22 protein-coding genes are annotated in these 19,510 nt (G+C 32.9%); 19 read left to right on the forward strand and 3 right to left on the reverse strand.

Features of this window, described 5'->3' with window-relative positions; translation table 11 throughout:
- Positions 1–244: 244 nt before the first annotated feature.
- The 3 genes from ACTQZM_RS08020 to ACTQZM_RS08030 form a co-directional block, all read right to left on the reverse strand.
- Complete coding sequence (locus ACTQZM_RS08020; protein ID WP_441653431.1) at positions 245–2,284, reverse strand: methyl-accepting chemotaxis protein; 2,040 nt, start codon at positions 2,282–2,284, stop codon at positions 245–247.
- 86 nt (positions 2,285–2,370) lie between these two features.
- Positions 2,371–3,204: a hypothetical protein gene (locus tag ACTQZM_RS08025; protein ID WP_441653432.1), complete on the reverse strand. Its 834-nt coding sequence runs from the start codon at positions 3,202–3,204 to the stop codon at positions 2,371–2,373.
- 18 nt (positions 3,205–3,222) lie between these two features.
- Positions 3,223–3,837, reverse strand: a complete 615-nt coding sequence (locus ACTQZM_RS08030) for a hypothetical protein (protein WP_441653433.1) — start codon at positions 3,835–3,837, stop codon at positions 3,223–3,225.
- Positions 3,838–4,308: 471 nt separating this feature from the next.
- Between ACTQZM_RS08030 and flgB the strand changes: the two genes are divergently transcribed.
- Genes flgB through flhA form a run of 19 tightly spaced genes read left to right on the forward strand, consistent with a single transcriptional unit; the run spans position 4,309 to position 19,482 of the window.
- Positions 4,309–4,683, forward strand: a complete 375-nt coding sequence (flgB, locus tag ACTQZM_RS08035) for a flagellar basal body rod protein FlgB (protein ID WP_441653434.1) — start codon at positions 4,309–4,311, stop codon at positions 4,681–4,683.
- A gap of 22 nt (positions 4,684–4,705) precedes the next feature.
- A complete protein-coding gene (flgC, locus tag ACTQZM_RS08040) occupies positions 4,706–5,149 on the forward strand; it encodes a flagellar basal body rod protein FlgC (protein WP_113783589.1) in 444 nt (147 codons plus the stop codon).
- Between the two features lie 27 nt (positions 5,150–5,176).
- Entirely contained in the window at positions 5,177–5,512 is a 336-nt protein-coding gene (gene fliE / locus ACTQZM_RS08045; RefSeq protein ID WP_113783590.1) for a flagellar hook-basal body complex protein FliE, read from the forward strand.
- Positions 5,513–5,540: 28 nt separating this feature from the next.
- A complete protein-coding gene (gene fliF / locus ACTQZM_RS08050; RefSeq protein ID WP_441653435.1) occupies positions 5,541–7,124 on the forward strand; it encodes a flagellar M-ring protein FliF in 1,584 nt (527 codons plus the stop codon).
- Between the two features lie 30 nt (positions 7,125–7,154).
- Positions 7,155–8,150, forward strand: coding sequence for a flagellar motor switch protein FliG (fliG, locus tag ACTQZM_RS08055; RefSeq protein ID WP_441653446.1), 996 nt, complete (start codon positions 7,155–7,157; stop codon positions 8,148–8,150).
- On the forward strand, positions 8,134–8,895 hold the full coding sequence (locus tag ACTQZM_RS08060) for a FliH/SctL family protein (protein ID WP_441653436.1): 762 nt from the start codon (positions 8,134–8,136) through the stop codon (positions 8,893–8,895). The genes fliG and ACTQZM_RS08060 overlap by 17 nt, the downstream gene beginning before the upstream one ends.
- 5 nt (positions 8,896–8,900) lie before the next feature.
- Positions 8,901–10,235, forward strand: coding sequence for a flagellar protein export ATPase FliI (gene fliI, locus ACTQZM_RS08065; RefSeq protein ID WP_113783925.1), 1,335 nt, complete (start codon positions 8,901–8,903; stop codon positions 10,233–10,235).
- A gap of 58 nt (positions 10,236–10,293) precedes the next feature.
- Positions 10,294–10,698 (forward strand): flagellar export protein FliJ, encoded by a 405-nt coding sequence (locus ACTQZM_RS08070; RefSeq protein ID WP_441653437.1) that lies wholly within the window; start codon positions 10,294–10,296, stop codon positions 10,696–10,698.
- An 11-nt stretch (positions 10,699–10,709) separates the two neighbouring features.
- Positions 10,710–11,966: a flagellar hook-length control protein FliK gene (locus tag ACTQZM_RS08075; RefSeq protein ID WP_349276802.1), complete on the forward strand. Its 1,257-nt coding sequence runs from the start codon at positions 10,710–10,712 to the stop codon at positions 11,964–11,966.
- A gap of 14 nt (positions 11,967–11,980) precedes the next feature.
- Positions 11,981–12,409, forward strand: a complete 429-nt coding sequence (locus tag ACTQZM_RS08080) for a flagellar hook capping FlgD N-terminal domain-containing protein (RefSeq protein ID WP_113783595.1) — start codon at positions 11,981–11,983, stop codon at positions 12,407–12,409.
- Between the two features lie 18 nt (positions 12,410–12,427).
- The gene (locus ACTQZM_RS08085) at positions 12,428–13,318 is read left to right on the forward strand and encodes a flagellar hook-basal body complex protein (protein ID WP_441653438.1); all 891 of its coding nucleotides are present in this window, start codon (positions 12,428–12,430) and stop codon (positions 13,316–13,318) included.
- A 12-nt stretch (positions 13,319–13,330) separates the two neighbouring features.
- Complete coding sequence (locus ACTQZM_RS08090; protein WP_113783597.1) at positions 13,331–13,552, forward strand: flagellar FlbD family protein; 222 nt, start codon at positions 13,331–13,333, stop codon at positions 13,550–13,552.
- A gap of 2 nt (positions 13,553–13,554) precedes the next feature.
- A complete protein-coding gene (locus ACTQZM_RS08095) occupies positions 13,555–14,067 on the forward strand; it encodes a flagellar basal body-associated FliL family protein (protein WP_441653439.1) in 513 nt (170 codons plus the stop codon).
- A gap of 9 nt (positions 14,068–14,076) precedes the next feature.
- On the forward strand, positions 14,077–14,460 hold the full coding sequence (locus ACTQZM_RS08100; protein ID WP_113783599.1) for a flagellar biosynthetic protein FliO: 384 nt from the start codon (positions 14,077–14,079) through the stop codon (positions 14,458–14,460).
- On the forward strand, positions 14,447–15,211 hold the full coding sequence (gene fliP, locus ACTQZM_RS08105) for a flagellar type III secretion system pore protein FliP (protein ID WP_113783600.1): 765 nt from the start codon (positions 14,447–14,449) through the stop codon (positions 15,209–15,211). The genes ACTQZM_RS08100 and fliP overlap by 14 nt, the downstream gene beginning before the upstream one ends.
- Before the next feature lie 39 nt (positions 15,212–15,250).
- Positions 15,251–15,514 carry a flagellar biosynthesis protein FliQ gene (gene fliQ, locus ACTQZM_RS08110; RefSeq protein WP_113783601.1) on the forward strand — a complete coding sequence of 88 codons (264 nt, stop codon included), beginning with the start codon at positions 15,251–15,253 and terminating at the stop codon, positions 15,512–15,514.
- Between the two features lie 2 nt (positions 15,515–15,516).
- On the forward strand, positions 15,517–16,275 hold the full coding sequence (locus tag ACTQZM_RS08115) for a flagellar biosynthetic protein FliR (protein WP_349276792.1): 759 nt from the start codon (positions 15,517–15,519) through the stop codon (positions 16,273–16,275).
- Between the two features lie 32 nt (positions 16,276–16,307).
- Entirely contained in the window at positions 16,308–17,375 is a 1,068-nt protein-coding gene (flhB, locus tag ACTQZM_RS08120) for a flagellar biosynthesis protein FlhB (RefSeq protein WP_441653440.1), read from the forward strand.
- Positions 17,376–17,412: 37 nt separating this feature from the next.
- Positions 17,413–19,482, forward strand: coding sequence for a flagellar biosynthesis protein FlhA (gene flhA, locus ACTQZM_RS08125; RefSeq protein ID WP_113783604.1), 2,070 nt, complete (start codon positions 17,413–17,415; stop codon positions 19,480–19,482).
- Positions 19,483–19,510: the final 28 nt, after the last annotated feature.

Here is a 19,510-nt window from a genome sequence, read left to right on the forward strand (position 1 = left end):
TATTTGCCATGGTCAGAAACTGTACAAGCAAATTGTAAATAAAAAAAAGAATCTCCAGCGTCGAGTGACTTTGGAGATTTTCAATATACCTCGTTATTGGGCGCTTACGATGGAGTAATAAAGATGAGCATACCAATTTCCGTTGTTAGATTTTCGTTCTGACTTTGGAGGTTGGTTTTTTTGAAATAAAAAAATCCGCTACATGCAAACGGGGGAAGCATGTAGCGAATTTAATTCCAATCTATCAGTCAATTTTAAAATAGTTGGCTTGTTCACGTAAAGTATTAGCGGCTTGACGTAAATTATCTACGTTAGATGTAAATTCTTCCATTGTTGCTAATACTTCTTCGGCGTTAGCAGAGACTTCTTGAGTACCTGCTGCATTTTCTTGAGTCGAGGCAGAAATTGTTTCTAAATTTTCTAAAACAACTTTTTGAATGCGTTCTAATATATTAGAAGCTTGTTCGATCTGCTCGATGCTTTGTAATAATGCCTGATTATAGTTAAAGACTTCATTTGATGAAGAAATAGCTTGATTGATTAGTTCAGTTTGACTTTCTCCACCTTGTAAGGATTCCATTGTTTGACGAACCATATCCTGAGATTGTCCTTGGATTTGTTGGATAATCGTTTCAATTTCTTTAGTTGATTCTTTACTTTGTCCAGCTAGATTTCTAACTTCAGTAGCTACGACCGCGAATCCTTTTCCTGATTCACCTGCACGTGCTGCTTCAATGGATGCATTTAGTGCCAATAGGTTTGTTTGATAAGAAATTTCATTAATCACTTGGATAATAGAAGTGATATCTTGAATACTTTGGTCCATTTTTTCCATACTACTCATCAAATCTTGCATTTGTTGCATTTCTTCTTGCCAGCTCATATGGACATTATTCATTAATTCCATACTTTGTTCATTTACTTTGGTTGTTTCATCTGCTTGAGAGCTCATTTGATGAACGCTTTGAGTTAAGGTATTTACAATATCGGAAAGTTGATTCATTTGGCTAACACTATTTTCAGTATCTTGTGCTTGAGAGCCTGTAACCTGAGCGATTCCTGTAATGGTATCTGCTACTTCTTCCGTTGCTTGAGTTGATTGACGTGAAAGCTCTAGTAAAGCATCTGATCGATTAGCTACTTCATTAGCTTGTATTTTTGCTTGATTTAGTAAGTTACCTACTGAATCGACCATTTGATCATATTTGAATGATAATACTTGGAACTCGTTTCCTTCTTTATCTGCACTCATGAATGAATGAGCACGTTTTTGGAAGAAACCTTCTCCTTTAACCATTTTTTCGATTTTCTTTAATCGACCATTTGAAAACTCATCAAATGCTTGGTTGAAGTAATCCATTACTGTAAGTATGTAGCGAATCAAAACAAACACATAAGCTAAAATAATTAATAAAATCAATATGATAATAATTAAAGCTGAAAGGAATTGTTTGAATACTTGACTTTTGATAGTTTTTGGATTGGTGGTTGTAATAACTAAAGTATTACTTTCTTTTCCGCCATCGCTAAAAAAGGCAGTATCAATGTTTTTATCTCTGATATCAAGTGTTCCTTTATGTTTGTTACTTTGAACAATTTTTTGTAAAAGATCACTTTTAGGATACGGTTTACCAATCTCCTCTTTATCTGCATCAGCAACAACTACACCATTTTTAGCTACAAAAGTAATATCTCCATCTGTATTTTTAGCCAATACATCCACCATTTTTTGAATATCTTTGAAGGAAACATCGATACAAAAAACGATGAGTTGACCAGTAGCATCTTTAGTTGCATAGGATGCTGTAACTACATATTCTTTAGTATTCGTATCTTCGTATGGATCTGACCATATGACCTTACCTTCATTATTTAGGGCTGAATTGTACCAAGGTCTAGTCGTTGCGTCATATCCCTCAGAAACCGGTGATGTTGTATAATATTGATTTTTGCTTTGTTGATAAAAGCCAATCGTGATAATACTACTATTTCCAGTTTTGATTTCTGCTAGAAGCTGATTATATGTAGTCAAGTCTCTGTCTGAATTGTTTTTAACGAGTTCTGCTGCATTTAATACAACATGTTCAATGTCTTCTTGGATAGAATCACGTGTTGTTAAAACAGAGTTAGCTACATTTTTTTCCATCTCCAATTGTTCTTGGCGAATTGACTTTGTGGATTGTAAAGTATTTGACAGCGTGATACAAACTGTTGGTATCAGTGCAGTTGCTAAAAATCCACTAATTAAGATAAATCGTAAAGTTACTTTTTTTTTCTTATTCATGAATTCTCCCCTTTTCTAAATTTAAAACAACCACTAGTATTATCGGCTTAATCTTAAGTAATATTAAGCTAATAAAAAATATTTTTTTATTTTTTACCTAACTGATTTTCGTTAAATTCATGCAAGGAGATATACATTCGAACAAAAGATTCATAAATTTTAGACATTTCAATAGTATACATATCTTTTGCTTCATGTAATAATTCTATTTTTTCAAAAAAGTCAGGATATTTTTGTGTGAAGTACTCCATAAAGTCCTTTTCTTTTTCGATATCTTCAATGGATAAGTTATTAAAGGTATTTACATTTGTATTATCGATTTCATTGTTATATAGCATGTTTTGTTCATGCAAGATACGGTGTTTTTCTTGATAGATATGGTAGACGATTTCATCAATAGCTTGATTAAATTCATCAAGAGTAAACTGAGAATCTTCAAATTTGACATTTAATTCATTGATTTGTTGTGTTATATCACTATGAAAACATGCAAATTCAGCTAGCATATAATGATAAGCATCAGAAAATTCGCTGATTTCACTAACCTGGTTGTTCAAATGTAACTGTTTTGTGAAGAGTTCCCAAAATTCAAATTTCTTTTTGTTATCTGTTATTTCAAATTGCCCATGACTAGCTTCGATAAATGAATTTTTCATTTTATTAAGAGCTTGTTCAATCATTTTAGAAGCGAAAAGTGCTAAGAGTAGGATAATCACTAGGGTAATCAGTGAAAGCGCGATGACTTGTTTGTACTGATTTTCAAAAAATTGAGCAATAGTGCTGGTGTTTGTATATACAACAGAAAAAATGGGATATCTTGTGGATTTTTCGTAATATACTTCACCGTATTTTTTATTTTTTTCTGCATTTAATTGTCCACTATTTTGGTCAAAAGTAGCAATTTGATTAATCTGCCCCATATTTGTACTAAATTTAACTTACTTACTTTCGCTGAGAACCTCACCATTAAAATCGTATAGTACAATTTGTTTTGCTAAATTGCTGTTAAGTGTTTTTAGGTAATTTTTTAAAGTGTGTGTGGAAATTTGTTTTTGTAAAACAATTTTTTGTCCAGTAACATCTTGAAATGCTTTGCTAATATATACTGTAGAATTGTAATTGTCACTAGTTAATTGATAATGATTAATTGGTAATTTTTTTAATAAATCTTGATTTTGATTTTTCTGCCTAGTATTAGGACTGAATGTACAGATAAAATGAGTATCTGAAATATAGCTGATTTTTTGTAATTGGTTGGCATACTCATTTTGTTTATTTAATGCTTCTTGGATTTCCTTTTCGTTTGATAAAAAAGCTAATTTTTTTGTATAAAATGTTTGATCTAGATCTTTTATTTGCTCATCTAAGAAAGCTTCACCTATTTTCGTGGCGGTTTTTGCAGTACTAGCTTGTTGCTCATCTTTTAGCGAATTAATTGTGTGTAGGTGAGTAAGGTAACTTGAAATAGTCAAAATGCCAAGTGGTATAAATGTAATGACTAAAAAACTAAAGATGATAATACGTTTTAAACTTAATGTTTGTTGTTGGTTCATTATTTGTTTCCTCTCTGGCAAATAGTAGCTGTTAAGAGGGGGGTAAAATTTCTTATCGGTTTATAAGAAAAAAAATTAAGGTATGTAAAGTTAATATTTTCATTGTTTGCATATTAAAATAAATTATTGTTTATTAATAGTTAATAAAAATGTTAATTTAATTAAGATTAGTTATTTATTGAAATGTGTTTAAATATAGTATTTAGATTAAATGATATAAGAATTAATTGTATATTTAAAAAGTTATTTTGAAATAATTTGATAATAACAACTGTTTGAAACACTTTTTTCATCCTTATTTTAAACATACTTTAAATAAATTGTGACTGTTTTTCAAAAAAAATATTGTATTATTTGTAAATATACATTATATTGTATGTAAACATAAATATTTATATATTTAGTCATAAATACATCGAAATACACCATAATTCACTTATATGCATACATTTTGTAAAAGGGGGGTTACAAATGGACACATATTCTTTGCTTCGGTCTGCATTGAATGTTTCTTCACAAAGAGCAGAGTTGACTGCGAGTAACATTGCAAATATCAATACACCTAACTACAAAGCAAAAAGGGTAGAGTTTGAAAGCTATCTTAAAAATGCGTTAAACGGAGAAACTTTGTCATTAAACACAACTCATGTTAATCATTTAAATACAAATAATTTACAAACTAAAGTCATAACTAGCCGAGATACTTCATTAAAAGAAAACGGGAATAACGTAGATTTAGAAGTTGAAATGTTGAATCAATCAACAAATTCACTCTATTATAGTGCCTTGACTGCTCAATTAAATGGTCGTTATCAAATGCTGAACTATGTATTGAGTAATAATTAAGGATTAATGAGGAGGGATAGTTATGTCTATTTTTAATGGTCTGAATATAAATGCAACTGGATTATCTTTAGAAAGGTTGAAGTTAGATACAATTTCTACAAATATTGCAAATGTGAATACAAATGCAACAATAGATAGTCCAGCTTATCGAAAAAAGCAAATAGAATTTTCTGAAAATGTTAAAAGTTATCGTGAAACATTAATGGATGGAAGATTAGCAAATGAACGTCCACATAGTTTTGGGGTACAAGTAGATCGTATCGTTGAAGATGAAACACCTAAGCTAAGTTACGACCCAACCAACCCTGCAGCTGATGAAAATGGCTATGTAGAGATGAGTAATGTAAATATTGCCGATGAAATGGTGGATATGATTCAAGCGTTAAGAACATATCAAGCTAATGCAGCAGCAGTAGAAATGAATAAAGGAATTTTGAAGAAGGCTTTAGAAATTTCGAAGAATTAATAATATAGAATAATCGAGGATAAGAGAATGGATGGAATAGGTCAATTACAAAATTTGATGAATTATCAGACACAACTGAGAGAAGCGCAGGGTGTGAATTTAAATAATGCTTCGGCATTAGAATCAGTAGACGAAGTGAATCATGAAACATTTGGTGATTATTTAGGTAAAGCAATTGAAACGCTAAATCAAAATATGAATACCATGAATGAAGCTACTAAGCAAATGATTACGGGAGATCAAAGTGATTTAGGACAGGTCATGATAAAAATGACAGAAGCACAACTGTCGCTGCAAACAGCTGTGCAAGTTAGAAATAAGTGCTTAGAAGCATACAATGAAATAAAAAATATGCAAATCTAGTTAGTTGAACTTTTGGGGAGGTTTTTTAGTGGCTAGTCGTTTTCAAGAAGTCATCGAGCGCATCAAAACAAGCTGGTCGAATCTGTCGACATTGCTCAAAAGAGCAATTATTTTAGGTAGCATTAGTGTTTTGATTGTACTCGGTGTTTCTTTATATTTAATGAATAAAGTCAGTTATGGAGTGCTTTTTGCTGATTTATCAGAAGCAGATGCTGGAACTATAACTGCAGACTTGAAGTCAAAAAATATCAATTATAAATTACAAGATGGTGGAAAAACTATACTAATTGATCAGAGTAAGATTGATGAATATCGGATTTCTTTGGCCGTTGATAATAAGCTACCTGATAGTTCAACTGGATTTGAGTTGTTTGACCAAGCGGGCATGATGACTACTGATGAAGACAGAAAGATTATGTATCAACGTGCGTTAACGGGTGAATTACAGCGGTCAATATCATCGTTAAGTGACGTACAAAAAGCAAAAGTTATCTTGGTTTTGCCTGATGAAGGTGTTTTTAAGGATCAAAAGGATAATTCTTCTGCTTCGGTTGTTTTAACTTTAAAAGGAAGTTCTATTTCTCAAGAAGCTGTTCAGGGAATTGTGGCTCTGACAACTGCATCTGTAAAAAATTTATCAAGCGAGAATGTAAAGGTAGTAGATAGTAAAGGAAATGTATTGGCTGACGGTAGCAAGTCATCAGTGAGTAGTTCTGGAATTAGTCAACATTCATTAGATATGCAACAACAATATGAACAACAGTTGCAAAATAAAATTTTAAAATTGTTAGAACCTATATATGGTGCAGGGAAAGTAAATGTTTCTATTAACGCCGATTTAGATTTTGATGCAATTGAGAGAAAAACAGTTAAATATGCTGATCCAAAAATTAGAAGTGAAAATGTACAAGCTTCTGGTTCGGGAGAAAATATCCAAAATGCCCAAACAAATACAGTTACCGATAATGTAAGTAATGTTACTGGAAATACTGGTGACGGTGAGAATAATAGTTATTCTAGAACGGTCAACAATGAATTAAACACAGAGACTACGACAGTGGTTAATGCACCAGGAAGTGTGAAACGTCTAACAACTTCAGTGGTTATCGATGGTAATTTATCTAATAATGTTCAAAGAGAAGTACGTGTTCTTGTTTCTTCGGCTATTGGATTTGATGAAGATCGTGGGGATGTTATTTCTGTTCAGGGAATGGACTTTAAAGCAACGCAAGGAGATAGTGATAAAATCACCGATCAATTAACAGATTTAGCTAAGAAACGCACATTCATTTACGTTGGTGCGGGATTAAGCATTTTTATCATATTGCTAATCATCGGTTTAGTACTGTTCTTTGCGAGAAGACGTCGTAGAAAACAAGAGGAAGAAGATTATGATGTCGATATTAGTATGGATGAAGAAGAGCAAGAAGTCCAAGAAACTCCGAAGGCTACAGGTTCAATTATTGACATTAGTTCTGATGATTTCAATGTGGAAGATTTAGAAGAGTTAATCAAAACAAAAGATAAACGTAATGAAAAAGCAACAAAATATGCTGAACATGATCCACAAGCAGTTGCAGATTTAATTAAAGCATGGACGAAACAAAAATGATGAAGAGAGGGTTTTAAAGTGACTGAGACTATGGATGGCGTGAAAAAAGCAGCGATACTCCTAATTTCCTTAGGGTCAGATATTTCATCAAAAGTTATGAAGCTCCTTCCAGAATCAGTCATTAGGAAGGTAAGTTATGAGATTGCAAATATTGAGACAGTTACACCAGAAGACCGCGACAGTATTTTGAATGAATTCTTAGAGACTTCAATTGCCCAAAAATATGTCATTGATGGCGGATTTGATTATGCTAAAAATTTGTTAAATCAGGCGTTAGGTCCACAAAGAGCCAAGGAAGTAATAGATGTATTATCTCAGATTCAGTTACGTGAGCGGCCTTTTAATATTGCACGTAAGGCAGATACGCAACAACTAATTAATCTATTATTAAATGAACATCCTCAAACAATTGCACTAATTATGTGTTATGTGCAACCAGATAAGGCTGCAAAGATTCTATCTAATTTTCCTCCACAAATGCAAGTGGAAATTGCTGAGAGAATCGGGATGATTGCAAATACTTCACCAAATACGATTAAACGAATTGAAAAGGTCATTGAAAACAAATTCTCTAATTTTGTGGAAAATAATACGGAAGCTGCTGGTGGTGTTCATACATTAGTAGAAATTCTAAATTCAGTGGGACGGAGTACAGAGAAAAATATTTTGGCCGATTTGGACAAACGTCAGCCAGAATTATCCAGCGAAGTCAAATCCAGTCTGTTCACTTTCGACGATATTATCACTTTGGACAAACTCGACGTTCAAAAAGTATTGCGTTTTGTGGACAACAATGTATTGGTATTGGCGCTTAAAGGCACAGGAGATGATATTAAAGAATTTATTTTCTCTAACTTATCTTCACGTGCAGTCGAAAATATCCAAGAAGAAATGCAATTTATGGGTCCTACTCGTTTGTCAGCGGTTGAGGAAGCACAACAAAAAGTTGTATCTATCATTCGTCGCTTAGATGAAGAAGGAGAAATTTATATCACAAGGGGAGAACAAGATGACGTTGTTAAATAGTAGTTTATACAAATCTGTGTCTACAATTTCTAAGAACACGACCAAAATTATTACAACTCAAGTTCCCACAAACGAACAAGTCAATGAATTGCATCATTCCAAACAAATATCTCGTGCTCAATCACAATATGAATATGAAATGGCTAAAATTGAAGAAGAAAAATTTAGAATTCTCCAAGAGGCAATGCAAGAAGCCGAAAAGATTAAAAATCAAGCTTTTAATGAGGCTTACGAACAAGGCCAGTTAGCTGGACACAACGAAGGATACCAAGCTGGGTTTCAAGAAGGTTATCAACATGGTTTTCAACAGTCTTTAGATGAAACTAAAGAAATGTTACAAGAAGCCAAAAATAGTTATCAAGAAACTATCGAAAAGCGTAATCAATACGTTCAAGAAGTAGAAGAAGATTTACTTGAGACAAGTGTTCGATTAGCAGAAAAATTATTGATGGACACTCTGGAACAAACACCAGAAAAAATTAGTAATCTATTAAGTCCTATTCTTCTGAGTCTAGAAGAACCAGATCAATTAATTACTGTACATGCTCATCCAAAACATTTTGAACATTTGGATGAACGATTGCAAAAGATGAAACAAGAAATTTTGAATATTAGATATTTATTACTAAAGGATGCTTCACTTTCGGTTGGTCAGATAGCTATTGAATCTGAAAATCAGAAAATTGAAGTAGATGTAGAAAAAGAATTAAATCAGGTACTTAAAAATTTGAGAGAAATTAAGTGATTAAAATGGATTTTCATTTTCGAAAAGATAAATTGGATTTAGTAACGAAGACGAAGCGACTGTATACCATTTATGGAAAAGTGAGTGAAGTGGTAGGGTTAATTATCAAGGTAGATGGTTTAGACGCTTTCGTTGGTGAAATTTGCGAAATTTATGTAAAAAATTTAAATACGATAGCGATGAGTGAAGTCGTTGGTTTCGTAAAAAATACGGTGCTACTGATGCCACTAGGAGAACTTGCAGGTATTGGCCCAGGTTGTTTAGTAAGAGCAACAGGACAGACATTAATGGTAAAAATTAGTGAAGAAATGTTGGGGTCTACACTTGACGGATTAGGAAGGCCAATTGACGGTAAAGTATTTTCCAAAACTCAAGAATATCCAGTATCTCAAGACTCGCCAGATCCATTTCAACGTAAGCCAATCGCAAATGTAATGAGAACAGGTATCCGAGCAATTGATGGATTAATGACGGTTGGTGAAGGACAACGAATGGGAATATTTGCCGGAAGTGGTGTTGGTAAAAGTACATTACTTGGGATGATTGCTAGATATTGTGATGCTGATGTGATTGTTATAGGCCTTATCGGAGAGCGTGGACGCGAGGTAAAGGAATTTATAGAAAATGATTTAGGAGAAGAAGGATACAAAAAATCAGTCGTAGTATGTGCAACTTCTGATTCGCCACCTTTAGTTCGTTTAAAAGGGGCACATGTGGCAACCGCTATTGCAGAATATTTTCGAGATCAAGGAAAAAGAGTCGTACTTATGATGGATTCAGTTACTAGATTTGCAATGGCCCAACGAGAAATTGGTTTATCTATAGGTGAGCCACCTACGACTAAAGGATACACACCTTCAGTTTTTACTGCTTTACCTAAATTATTAGAGAGAAGCGGAATGTCAAATAAGGGTTCAGTCACAGCATTTTATACCGTATTGGTTGAAGGTGATGATATGAATGAACCAATTGCAGATGCTGTTCGAGGAATATTGGATGGGCATATCTTACTTTCTAGAAAGATTGCCTCTCAAAACCATTATCCAGCAATAGATGTTCAAAATAGTTTGAGTCGTTTAATGAAGTCTTTAGTGCCAGATGAGCAATATAAACGTGCAGGTGAATTAAAAGAAAATTTGGCAACATATCAAGAAAGCAAGGATTTAATTGATATTGGCGCATATAAGCACGGGTCTAATGCAGTAATTGATTACGCTATTTCATTACATCATCCAATTGATAACTTTTTAAAGCAAAAGGTAGATGAATTTTCAGAATATGATCAAACAGTAGGAAAGTTACATGCTCTATTTAGCGATATTTCAGTAGCTCGAAATTAATAAAGTTAACAAAGTTCATTAGTGGGGGAATGAAAGCATGAAGAGGTTTGAATTTTCATTGGCTAAATTATTAGATTATCGATGGCAAATTGAATTAGAAGCAAAGCGAGAATACGCAAATTGCCAGCGAATATTAAATGAAAAAGAAGAGCGTATGCAGGGCCTAATGAAAGAAAAACAAGATCTGTTGGAAATTAGAGAAGATAGTGTAAACCGTATGCAGATTCAGCAATGGTATTTGCTTGCTTTAGAAAGACAGATGACTGATACTCATCATGAATTAATTGCGCAAAGACAGCTTTTACAAGAGGCACTGGACAAGTATATTGATGCTCAAAAAGAACGAAAAATCTTAGAAAAGTTAAAAGAAAAGCAATTAGCAGAGTATGAACACACTATAAAGCAAGAAGAACAAAAGATGCTTGATGAAATGGGATCTCGTCGTATTGCTAGCGCTTTGTAAGGAGGGGTAAGATGATTCAGTCCATCAATACAAAAACTTTCGGTATTACAGAAAATAAAAAAAACGGAATAGATAACCAACCAATTGTTGACGTAGGAATATTTTTACAAACACTAGCTCACTCACTAGCAAATAATGACAGTACAACGGGACAATTTGTGTCAAAAGATGAATCGAAAGCATCTGGTGAGATAACGCAAGTAGAAAGTAAGTTTGAAAAGGATTTAGTTGAACAATTTATGCACTTTTTCTCTGAATTCGGACTTGATAAAGAAGGTTTTACTACTAATTATCAGCTTAATAGTGATAGTCAAATTATTTTAACTGAGTTAGTTTCACAATTCAATACAAAATCCATTGAACAAGATGATTTAATTTCCCAACTTGTTCAAATGATAAATGGAAGTCCAGAATTATTTAGAGTTTTTTCTGAAAAAGTAATGAATTCCGACGACTATCCGCTTTTAAAAGAGATGTTTGTTGAATCAAATCAACTTAATTTGCATTTACCAGTCTTGCAAAAAGATGAATTAGATTATTTTGTAAATAGTACGACTACTACTCGTTTTCAAAAAGTAGATGAACAATCAACTGATGCAATACAGAGAAATAATATTCTATTTACTCGTGAAGGCGCATCTGAAGAAAAAAATAAAATATCTACAGAGAAAATATCAGTGTCTAATGAATCACAAATACTAAGTATATCGGAAGTGAATGTCCTAGTTTCTCTTGTATCGACTGATAATATGAAATCGTTGAACGGAAATATGAGTGAAAAAATTAGTGTTGATAATATTCAAGAATTGCCGCAAAAACTAGCTTCTAATCTAGTCGAAAAGGTACAAGAAGCGAAAAATCCGAGTATGCAGCAAGTGACTATTGAATTGTCACCTGAAAATTTAGGAAAGCTAGAGATTTCTATTAAAATAACGGAAAGTAAGGTGCAGTTAGAAATTCATACAGATAGTCAGCAAACACTAAAATTAATGGAAAATTTCACTAATAAATTTGAACAAGTTTTAGAAAAGCAACAATTTTTAAATCAAAATGTTCATAATAAAACGAATACTCAAGTTCAATTAGAGCATGTTCAAAGTCCATTTCAATCGCTAAATCATCAATTTTCTCAACAGGGATTTCAACAAAACTATACACAACAAAGCCAAAAGTTTAAAAATACGTTTAAGGCTCAAGAAAAAGTTGAAAAATTAGAAGAAGAGATAAAAGATAAGCAGATTAATAGTACAATAAGCATCTTGGCATAAAAAGGGGGAGTAACATGCCGATAAATGATTTAACTCAAATAAATACAATGACAACTGTTGCAAGCCAAAATCAAAAGAATAACCCATCAGAAATTTCAATGGATGATTTTTTGAAAATACTAGCTGCTTCAATGAGTAATCCAGCTCTATCAGGTGGAGAATCTTCATCAGGTAATCAAGGAACTGATTACATTAGTCAATTTGTTGAATTTACTTCACTGCAACAGTTACAAACGCTTGGAAAAAGTTTAGATTCAACCTTAAAATTGCAACAACAGCAACAAGCGTTTAGCTTAATTGGTAAAGTAGTGACATTGGATGATAATGGACAAGAAGTAACAGGAAAAGTCGATAAGGTTAAAATTATTGATGGACATCCTAAATTATTAATAGACCAACATGAATATCCAAGTGAAAGTGTTAAAGAAGTTAAAAATGCGTAATAAAAGGAGAAATGAATTATGTTAAGATCACTTTATTCAGGCGTAAGTGGAATGAAAAACTTACAAAACAAAATGGACGTAGTAGCTAATAACATTGCCAATGTTAATACAACTGGCTTTAAATCTAGCCGTGTGTTATTTCAAGATGTAATGAGCCAAACGACTGCAAAGGCTTCTGCTCCAGGTAATGGCTTAGGAGGAACAAATGCACGACAAATCGGTTTAGGGGTTCAGACAGGTGCAATCGATGTCAATACAGCAGTTGGTGCACCACAAACAACCGGCCGAAGCATGGATTATTATTTGTCAGGACCTGGTTATTTCATGGTTCGCGGTGCTGGAGCAGATGCGAATGCTACTACATATTTTACTCGTGATGGCGCTTTTGTTCGCGATAGTGCTGGAAATATTGTTAATAGTAACGGGATGAAATTATTGGCTCAAACATTAGCTAGCCCAGTAGAATATACAGATGACTTTGATCAAAACGCGAAATTTGGTGATATTCAAATGGATGCATTAAAACCTATTCAAATTCCCGCGGAACAAAATGGCGCTCAATATAGCGCAATGACTATTGACCAAAATGGTTTGATAACTGCAAAATATGGTAACACTGTATATGTAATGGGTAAATTAAAAGTAGCCGCATTTAATAATCCTGAGGGTTTAGAAAAAGTAGGAAATAACAACTATATTTCTTCAAACAACTCTGGTGATCCAATGGTTACAAGTATTGGTGATCGTGGAACAGGCCAATTAAGTTCTGGATTTTTAGAAATGTCAAATGTGGATTTAGCAACTGAGTTTACAGATATGATTATCGCAAATCGTGCGTATCAAGCTAACTCTAGAAGTATTACAACCTCAGATGAAATGTTACAAGAATTGATTAACTTGAAACGTTAATAGGAGTATTCAATGATTGAATTAACTAGCTTTAATGGGAAAATATTTTATTTGAACCCTGACTTAATTTATCGAATGGAAGAAGTTCCAGACACAACAATTACTTTAGTAGACGGAAAAAGTTTGATAGTCAGAGAATCTGCTAAAGATGTAGTTAATCTTATTATTTCATATCGTCAACAAACACTAAGTCAAGTTGCAAATGTATTGAAGTTAGAAAGTGAGGAAGGGTAATCGTGGAAGAAAATCAAAAGAAGAAAGGCAAAAAAGACAAGAAAGAAAAGAAGGAAAAAGGAAATTTAAATCCTTTACTTCTGTTGCCAATTATGCTTGTATTGGCGGTTGTTGGTAGTGTAGCTGGGATGGTAATCATGAACCAATTTATCGCCCCAAAACAAGAAGTCAAAGTTGCCAAACAAGATGGTAAAATTGAAGAAGGACAGACAATTGTCCCTTTGAACGAATTTTTAGTAAACTTAGCCAAAGATAAATCTGGTAATCAACAATATATGAAAATTACGATTTCGATATTAGTTGATGATAAAAAGACAAGTGAAGAAGTTACACAGAATGTCGCGGTAGTTCGTGATGCATGTGTCAATTTACTCCGTCAAAAAAATGCAGAAGACATTTTAGGATCAACGGAATCTGTCACTAATTTGAAAAAAGAATTGAAGCTAGCGATTAACAATAATTATGGAAAAGATATCGTGCGACAAGTCTATATCACAGATTTTGTCATTCAATAGGAGAAAAACATGGATTTAATCTTTCCAATCATTAAAATGGTTGTATTTTTAATAGTAATTCTATACTTGGTAGTTCAGGCGCTTAAATTCTTAAATAAGCAAATGAATCCTGAAAATAGTATTTTACAAGTGATTCAGAGAATCTCGGTGAGTAAATCTTCCTCAATTGCGATTGTAAAGATGTTTGATAGATACTATGTGATGAGTATCTCAGAAAACCAAAATCAAATTATCAAGGAATTAACTTTAGATGAAATACAATCATTAAAAGCATTTCAAAAAGAGCAAGCGCTGAAACAAAGCCAATTACCAAAAGAATTTCGAAAATTGCTTAATAAAGAAATAAATAGCTTACAAAAGAGAAAGGATGCAACCAATAATGAGAAAAAATAAAAAGCTTATCTTTGTGTTGCTCTCATGCTTTTGTGTATTAGCATTTTTTGTTACAAAAGATGTTTACGCAGTTGATACAAAAGAAATTCAAGATACGGTAAATGGACTGCTAAATACAGGTAATGATAATCAAACAATTAATACGTTTGTCTTATTAACTTTATTGTCTATTGTTCCTATTTTAATGATTATGACAACTTCCTTTACGAGAATTGTTATGGTCCTATCTTTCACCAGAAATGCCTTAGGTACACAACAAGTACCACCTAATCAGGTTATTATTGGCTTGGCTTTATTTTTGACCTTCTTTGTGATGAAACCTGTTTATACAGATATTAATAACGAGGCTTTAAAACCTTATCAACATAATGAGATAACACAAGCTCAAGCATTTGAACGAGCTGAAGATCGAATGAAAGAGTTTATGTATAAACAGACAAAAGAAAAAGATTTACAACTTTTTGTCGACTTATCAGATGAAAAAAAAGAGTATAAAAGTTATAAAGATGTTCCAATTACAGTAATTACACCAGCTTTTGTTATCAGTGAGTTGAGAACTGCTTTCAGTATAGGATTTTTAATTTTTATTCCATTTTTGATTATCGATATGGTTGTTTCAAGTATTCTGATGTCTATGGGGATGTTCATGCTTTCGCCAATGATGATTTCATTACCATTTAAATTGTTACTGTTTGTATTAGTCGATGGGTGGTATCTAATCGTTGAATCCTTGGTTAGAAGTTTTAACTAAGAATAGTGAATCAACTGAGAGTAACAGAGGAGGATGAGCATGAATGTTCAACTAGTTATTGATATTATGCGTGAATCATTTATTCGTATCTTGTTAATTGCTGGTCCGCCATTACTAATTTCGATGGCAATTGGATTAATAATCAGTATTTTTCAAGCAACTACGCAAATTCAAGAACAAACATTGACTTTTGTGCCAAAACTAGTGGCTATCTTTTTAACCATTATTATTGGTGGAAATTTTATGATTAACGTATTATTGAATTTTACAAAGTATATTTTTCGGTTGATAGCAGGGCTGTAAATATGTCAGATGTAATTATTCAAACAGTTTTATTAATATTTATTCGTGTTTTTTCTTTTATTGTGGTAGCACCTTTTTTCTCACAACGAGGTTTTCCTATTTTGGCTAAAATTGTAGTGTCATTCGCAATTACTACAGGTGTGCTACCAACCGTTCCAACTCTAGGGCAGTCTTATGATTTGTTTGTTTTGGGTTTGTTTTGTGTAAAGGAGACACTACTTGGATTGGCTCTAGGCTATATTTGTCAATTGATTTTTGCAGGTTTTGAAATTGCCGGACATTTGATTGATTTTCAAGTGGGATTTTCAATGGCTCAGGCATACGATTCTCAATTTCAAATCATGATGTCACAATTTGGGAAGATTTATTATTGGATGGGAACGGCATTAATGTTCATAACAAATCTTCATCTGATGATGTTACAGGGGTTAATTAACAGTTTCAAAATTGTAGGACTTACCCAAGCGACACTGGGGGGCAATGGTGTGGATGGCTTAACCCATTTAGTATCTATGACAATTGAAATGGGATTTAATTTAGCTGCTCCTTTGGTATTATCTGCGCTATTAATAGATATTGTTTTAGGTGTTATCTCACGTTCTATTCCACAGATTAATGTATTAGTTATGGGATTATCCGTTAAGTCAATCTTTGCATTTATTGTGTTCATGCTCTTATTACCGAATTTGGTAAGTTTTTTACTTAAACAAATACCAAATATGATAATTTATATGAGTGAGTTTTTAAATACTATGAAATAAATAGAAATATATCAAAAAGGAGTGAAATTGTTATGGCAGATAAGGATGGCAAAACAGAACAGCCCACGGCCAAAAGGTTAGAAGATGCCAGAAAAGATGGACAAATTCCAAAAAGCCCAGACTTAGTTGCCGCAATTTCCCTATTTGTATTTTCAAGCTTATTGATTCCGCTTTGGCAAAGAGTAGCTAGCCAATTAATTCCATATATGACTAGATTTTTTGAAGATTTGTATTTATTTGATGAACAAATCCATGGTTTAAATAAATTGTTGGGGCAAAGTGTTTATTTATTCTTTTTAATTGTTATTCCCTTTTTGGCTATTAGTTTAGCAATTGGTTTAGTAGGAAATTTTATTCAGGTAGGACTGCTATTTACTAGTAAAGTTTTACAGCCTAAATTTTCCAAAATTAATCCAATTAACGGCTTTAAAAACATGTTTGGTATGAATTCTCTAGTAAATTTAGCTAAGAATTTGGCAAAGCTTGGTGTTGTAATCTATTTAGGATATGTAAAAATAAAAGATTACTTACCACAACTTCTTAATTCTAGTGATGTAGGTACGATAAAGCGACTGGGATTTTTACTAGAGTTTGCTAAAGCATGGACATTACAAGTTTCTATATTTTTATTGGTAATTAGTATATTAGATTATATATACCAACGATATAAACATATCCAAGGATTAAAGATGACTAAGGAAGAAATTAAAGAGGAAACTAAGCAGTCTGAAGGTGATCCGCAAGTCAAAGCAAAAAGGCGAGCTAAACACCGTGAAATCATTAGTAATTCAATTAATAAAGTTAAAGAGGCAACGGTGGTCGTTACCAATCCGACACATTTAGCAATCGCCTTAAGATATGATACCAATCAAGATGCTGTGCCTTTTGTATTAGCAAAAGGGCAAGATGAGTTTGCTCAAAAAATTAAAGAAGAAGCCAAGAAAAATGATGTAACAATGATTGAAAATAAACCAGTTGCTCGAGCGCTTTATCCTTTAGTTGAAGTGGGAGAATATATTCCAGTGGAAATGTATGAAGCAGTAGCAGAAATTATTGCTTTGGTATATCAACTTGAAGAAAAGAAAAAATATAAAATTTAGAATATGAGAAATGAAATTTAGAAAGGAAGGAATGTTAATGGAGGCCAATCGAAAAACGAAAGTACTCAATCGAACAGATGTCATCGTTGCTTTTTTAGTGGTAGCAATAATTGGCTTGATTATTGTTCCTTTACCAGCTTTTTTACTTGATTTATTAATCGTAGTAAATTTAACCATTGCTATTAATATTTTGTTAATTACTTTATTTACGAAAAATGTATTGGAATTCTCAACTTTTCCAACAGTACTTTTAATTACAACTATTTTTCGCTTGAGTTTGAATTTATCCTCCACGCGTTTGATTTTATCACGTGGTAATGGTGGACATGTCATAGATGCCTTTGCAAATGTTGTTACAGGGAGTAATTATATTGTTGGTATTATTTTATTTATCATCATTATGATTGTGCAATTAGCGGTAGTGACTAAAGGTGCAGGTCGTGTTTCTGAAGTATCTGCTCGTTTTACGTTAGATGCAATGCCAGGGAAGCAAATGGCAATTGATTCAGATTTAAATGCTGGATTAATTACAGAAGAACAAGCCAGAATTCGACGTAAAGATTTACAAAGAGAAGCTGATTTTTATGGTTCAATGGACGGAGCCAGCAAGTTTGTTAAAGGAGATGCAATTGCTGGTGTTTTAATCACATTAATTAATTTAATTGGTGGGGCTATAATCTTCTCAGTTAATGGTAGTTTAAGTATTACCGAAGCTTTATCTCAATTTGGTAAACTTTCTATCGGGGATGGTTTAGTGAGTGCCATTCCTTCCTTATTAATTTCAATTGCATCAGGGGTAATCGTCACCCGTTCAGATAATGATAGTACTTTTGGAATGGATATTTTTCAAGACGCAACTAGAAATCCAAATTTATTTAGGATTGTAAGTGTCATCTTGTTTGTATTGGCATTTGTTCCAGGTTTTCCATTTATTCCCTTTGTACTGATTGGACTTGGATTATTGGGGGCAAGTTTTGTTATTAAACAACAAGAAGAAAAAGAAATAGCTCTACGTCAAGAAGAACAACGAAAATTAGAGCTTCAGCGTAAAAAGCAAGAGCAAGAAGATGATGATTCTGTTGCTTCTTTTCAAGTGGAACCAATCGCTTTGGAAATTGGTTATGGGCTAATTCCATTAGTAGACAGTTCTATTGATAATAGTTTGATGAGCCGCATTGTTGCTATTCGAAAACAAAGCGCACATGAATTGGGAATACTAGTTAGTCCAGTGCGGATTCGTGATAATTTGTATTTAGAACCAAATTGTTACTCTATTAAGATTAGAGGAAATGAGATTGCAAAAGGGGATGTTTACCCAAATCAAGTAATGGTAATTAGCCAAAATGATGATCCGATACCATTTCATGGTATTGCGACAAAAGAGCCTGCTTTCCATCTAGATGCTATGTGGATTGATGAAGCTGAGAAAGAAAATGCTGAACTTCAAGGCTTTACGGTTATCGAACCATTAACAGTGATTACGACTCATTTGAAGGAAGTCATTTATGCTCATGCTTCTGAATTGCTAGGCAGACAAGAAGTTAAAAAATTACTTGAAGGTATTAAAGATCAAAATAATGTTGTTATTGACGAATTGATTCCAGATATTATGCGTTTAGGTGAAGTACAAAAAGTATTACAAAATTTATTGGATGAAAAAATTCCAATCAATGACCTGGCAACTATTTTGGAAACATTGGCTGACTATGGTTTAGTTACCAAGGATACGGAAATGCTAACGGAATATGTTCGTCAAGCCCTTAAAAGAACAATCGCTAATAAATATGCTGATGAAGAACATCGGCTAAATGTGATTGTTGTACATCCGAAAATTGAAGATATGATTGCTCAAAGTATTCAAAAAACGGCTACAGGTTCATTTCCTGTGTTGAAACCTGATATGGTTAATCAATTGTTGGAAAAACTAGGTAATTTACATCATGAATTATTAGCAAATCAAGTAGACCATGTTGTCTTAGCTTCACCTAAAATTCGCTTGGCCTTTCGGAAGATTATCGCGTTTAACTTTCCTGATATTGCTGTGTTATCGTTAAATGAGATTCCAAACGAAATTATGATTGAAACTGTGGGAAATATTGAGTTTTAGGATGAAACAAAAATTCGTAGTGGGGGGA

Source organism: Enterococcus cecorum (assembly GCF_052119425.1).
GTDB lineage: Bacteria > Bacillota > Bacilli > Lactobacillales > Enterococcaceae > Enterococcus_E > Enterococcus_E cecorum_C.

Coding starts and splice junctions, on each gene's coding strand:
- ACTQZM_RS08085 (WP_441653438.1), top strand. CDS start 12,428: ATGTTAAGATCACTTTATTCAGGCGTAAGTGGAATGAAAAACTTACAA.
- ACTQZM_RS08115 (WP_349276792.1), top strand. CDS start 15,517: ATGTCAGATGTAATTATTCAAACAGTTTTATTAATATTTATTCGTGTT.
- ACTQZM_RS08030 (WP_441653433.1), bottom strand. CDS start 3,837: ATGAACCAACAACAAACATTAAGTTTAAAACGTATTATCATCTTTAGT.
- flhA (WP_113783604.1), top strand. CDS start 17,413: ATGGAGGCCAATCGAAAAACGAAAGTACTCAATCGAACAGATGTCATC.
- ACTQZM_RS08020 (WP_441653431.1), bottom strand. CDS start 2,284: ATGAATAAGAAAAAAAAAGTAACTTTACGATTTATCTTAATTAGTGGA.
- fliP (WP_113783600.1), top strand. CDS start 14,447: ATGAGAAAAAATAAAAAGCTTATCTTTGTGTTGCTCTCATGCTTTTGT.
- ACTQZM_RS08090 (WP_113783597.1), top strand. CDS start 13,331: ATGATTGAATTAACTAGCTTTAATGGGAAAATATTTTATTTGAACCCT.
- ACTQZM_RS08075 (WP_349276802.1), top strand. CDS start 10,710: ATGATTCAGTCCATCAATACAAAAACTTTCGGTATTACAGAAAATAAA.
- flgB (WP_441653434.1), top strand. CDS start 4,309: ATGGACACATATTCTTTGCTTCGGTCTGCATTGAATGTTTCTTCACAA.
- ACTQZM_RS08100 (WP_113783599.1), top strand. CDS start 14,077: ATGGATTTAATCTTTCCAATCATTAAAATGGTTGTATTTTTAATAGTA.
- fliE (WP_113783590.1), top strand. CDS start 5,177: ATGGATGGAATAGGTCAATTACAAAATTTGATGAATTATCAGACACAA.
- ACTQZM_RS08080 (WP_113783595.1), top strand. CDS start 11,981: ATGCCGATAAATGATTTAACTCAAATAAATACAATGACAACTGTTGCA.
- ACTQZM_RS08060 (WP_441653436.1), top strand. CDS start 8,134: ATGACGTTGTTAAATAGTAGTTTATACAAATCTGTGTCTACAATTTCT.
- fliQ (WP_113783601.1), top strand. CDS start 15,251: ATGAATGTTCAACTAGTTATTGATATTATGCGTGAATCATTTATTCGT.
- ACTQZM_RS08025 (WP_441653432.1), bottom strand. CDS start 3,204: ATGGGGCAGATTAATCAAATTGCTACTTTTGACCAAAATAGTGGACAA.
- flhB (WP_441653440.1), top strand. CDS start 16,308: ATGGCAGATAAGGATGGCAAAACAGAACAGCCCACGGCCAAAAGGTTA.
- flgC (WP_113783589.1), top strand. CDS start 4,706: ATGTCTATTTTTAATGGTCTGAATATAAATGCAACTGGATTATCTTTA.
- fliG (WP_441653446.1), top strand. CDS start 7,155: ATGGATGGCGTGAAAAAAGCAGCGATACTCCTAATTTCCTTAGGGTCA.
- fliI (WP_113783925.1), top strand. CDS start 8,901: ATGGATTTTCATTTTCGAAAAGATAAATTGGATTTAGTAACGAAGACG.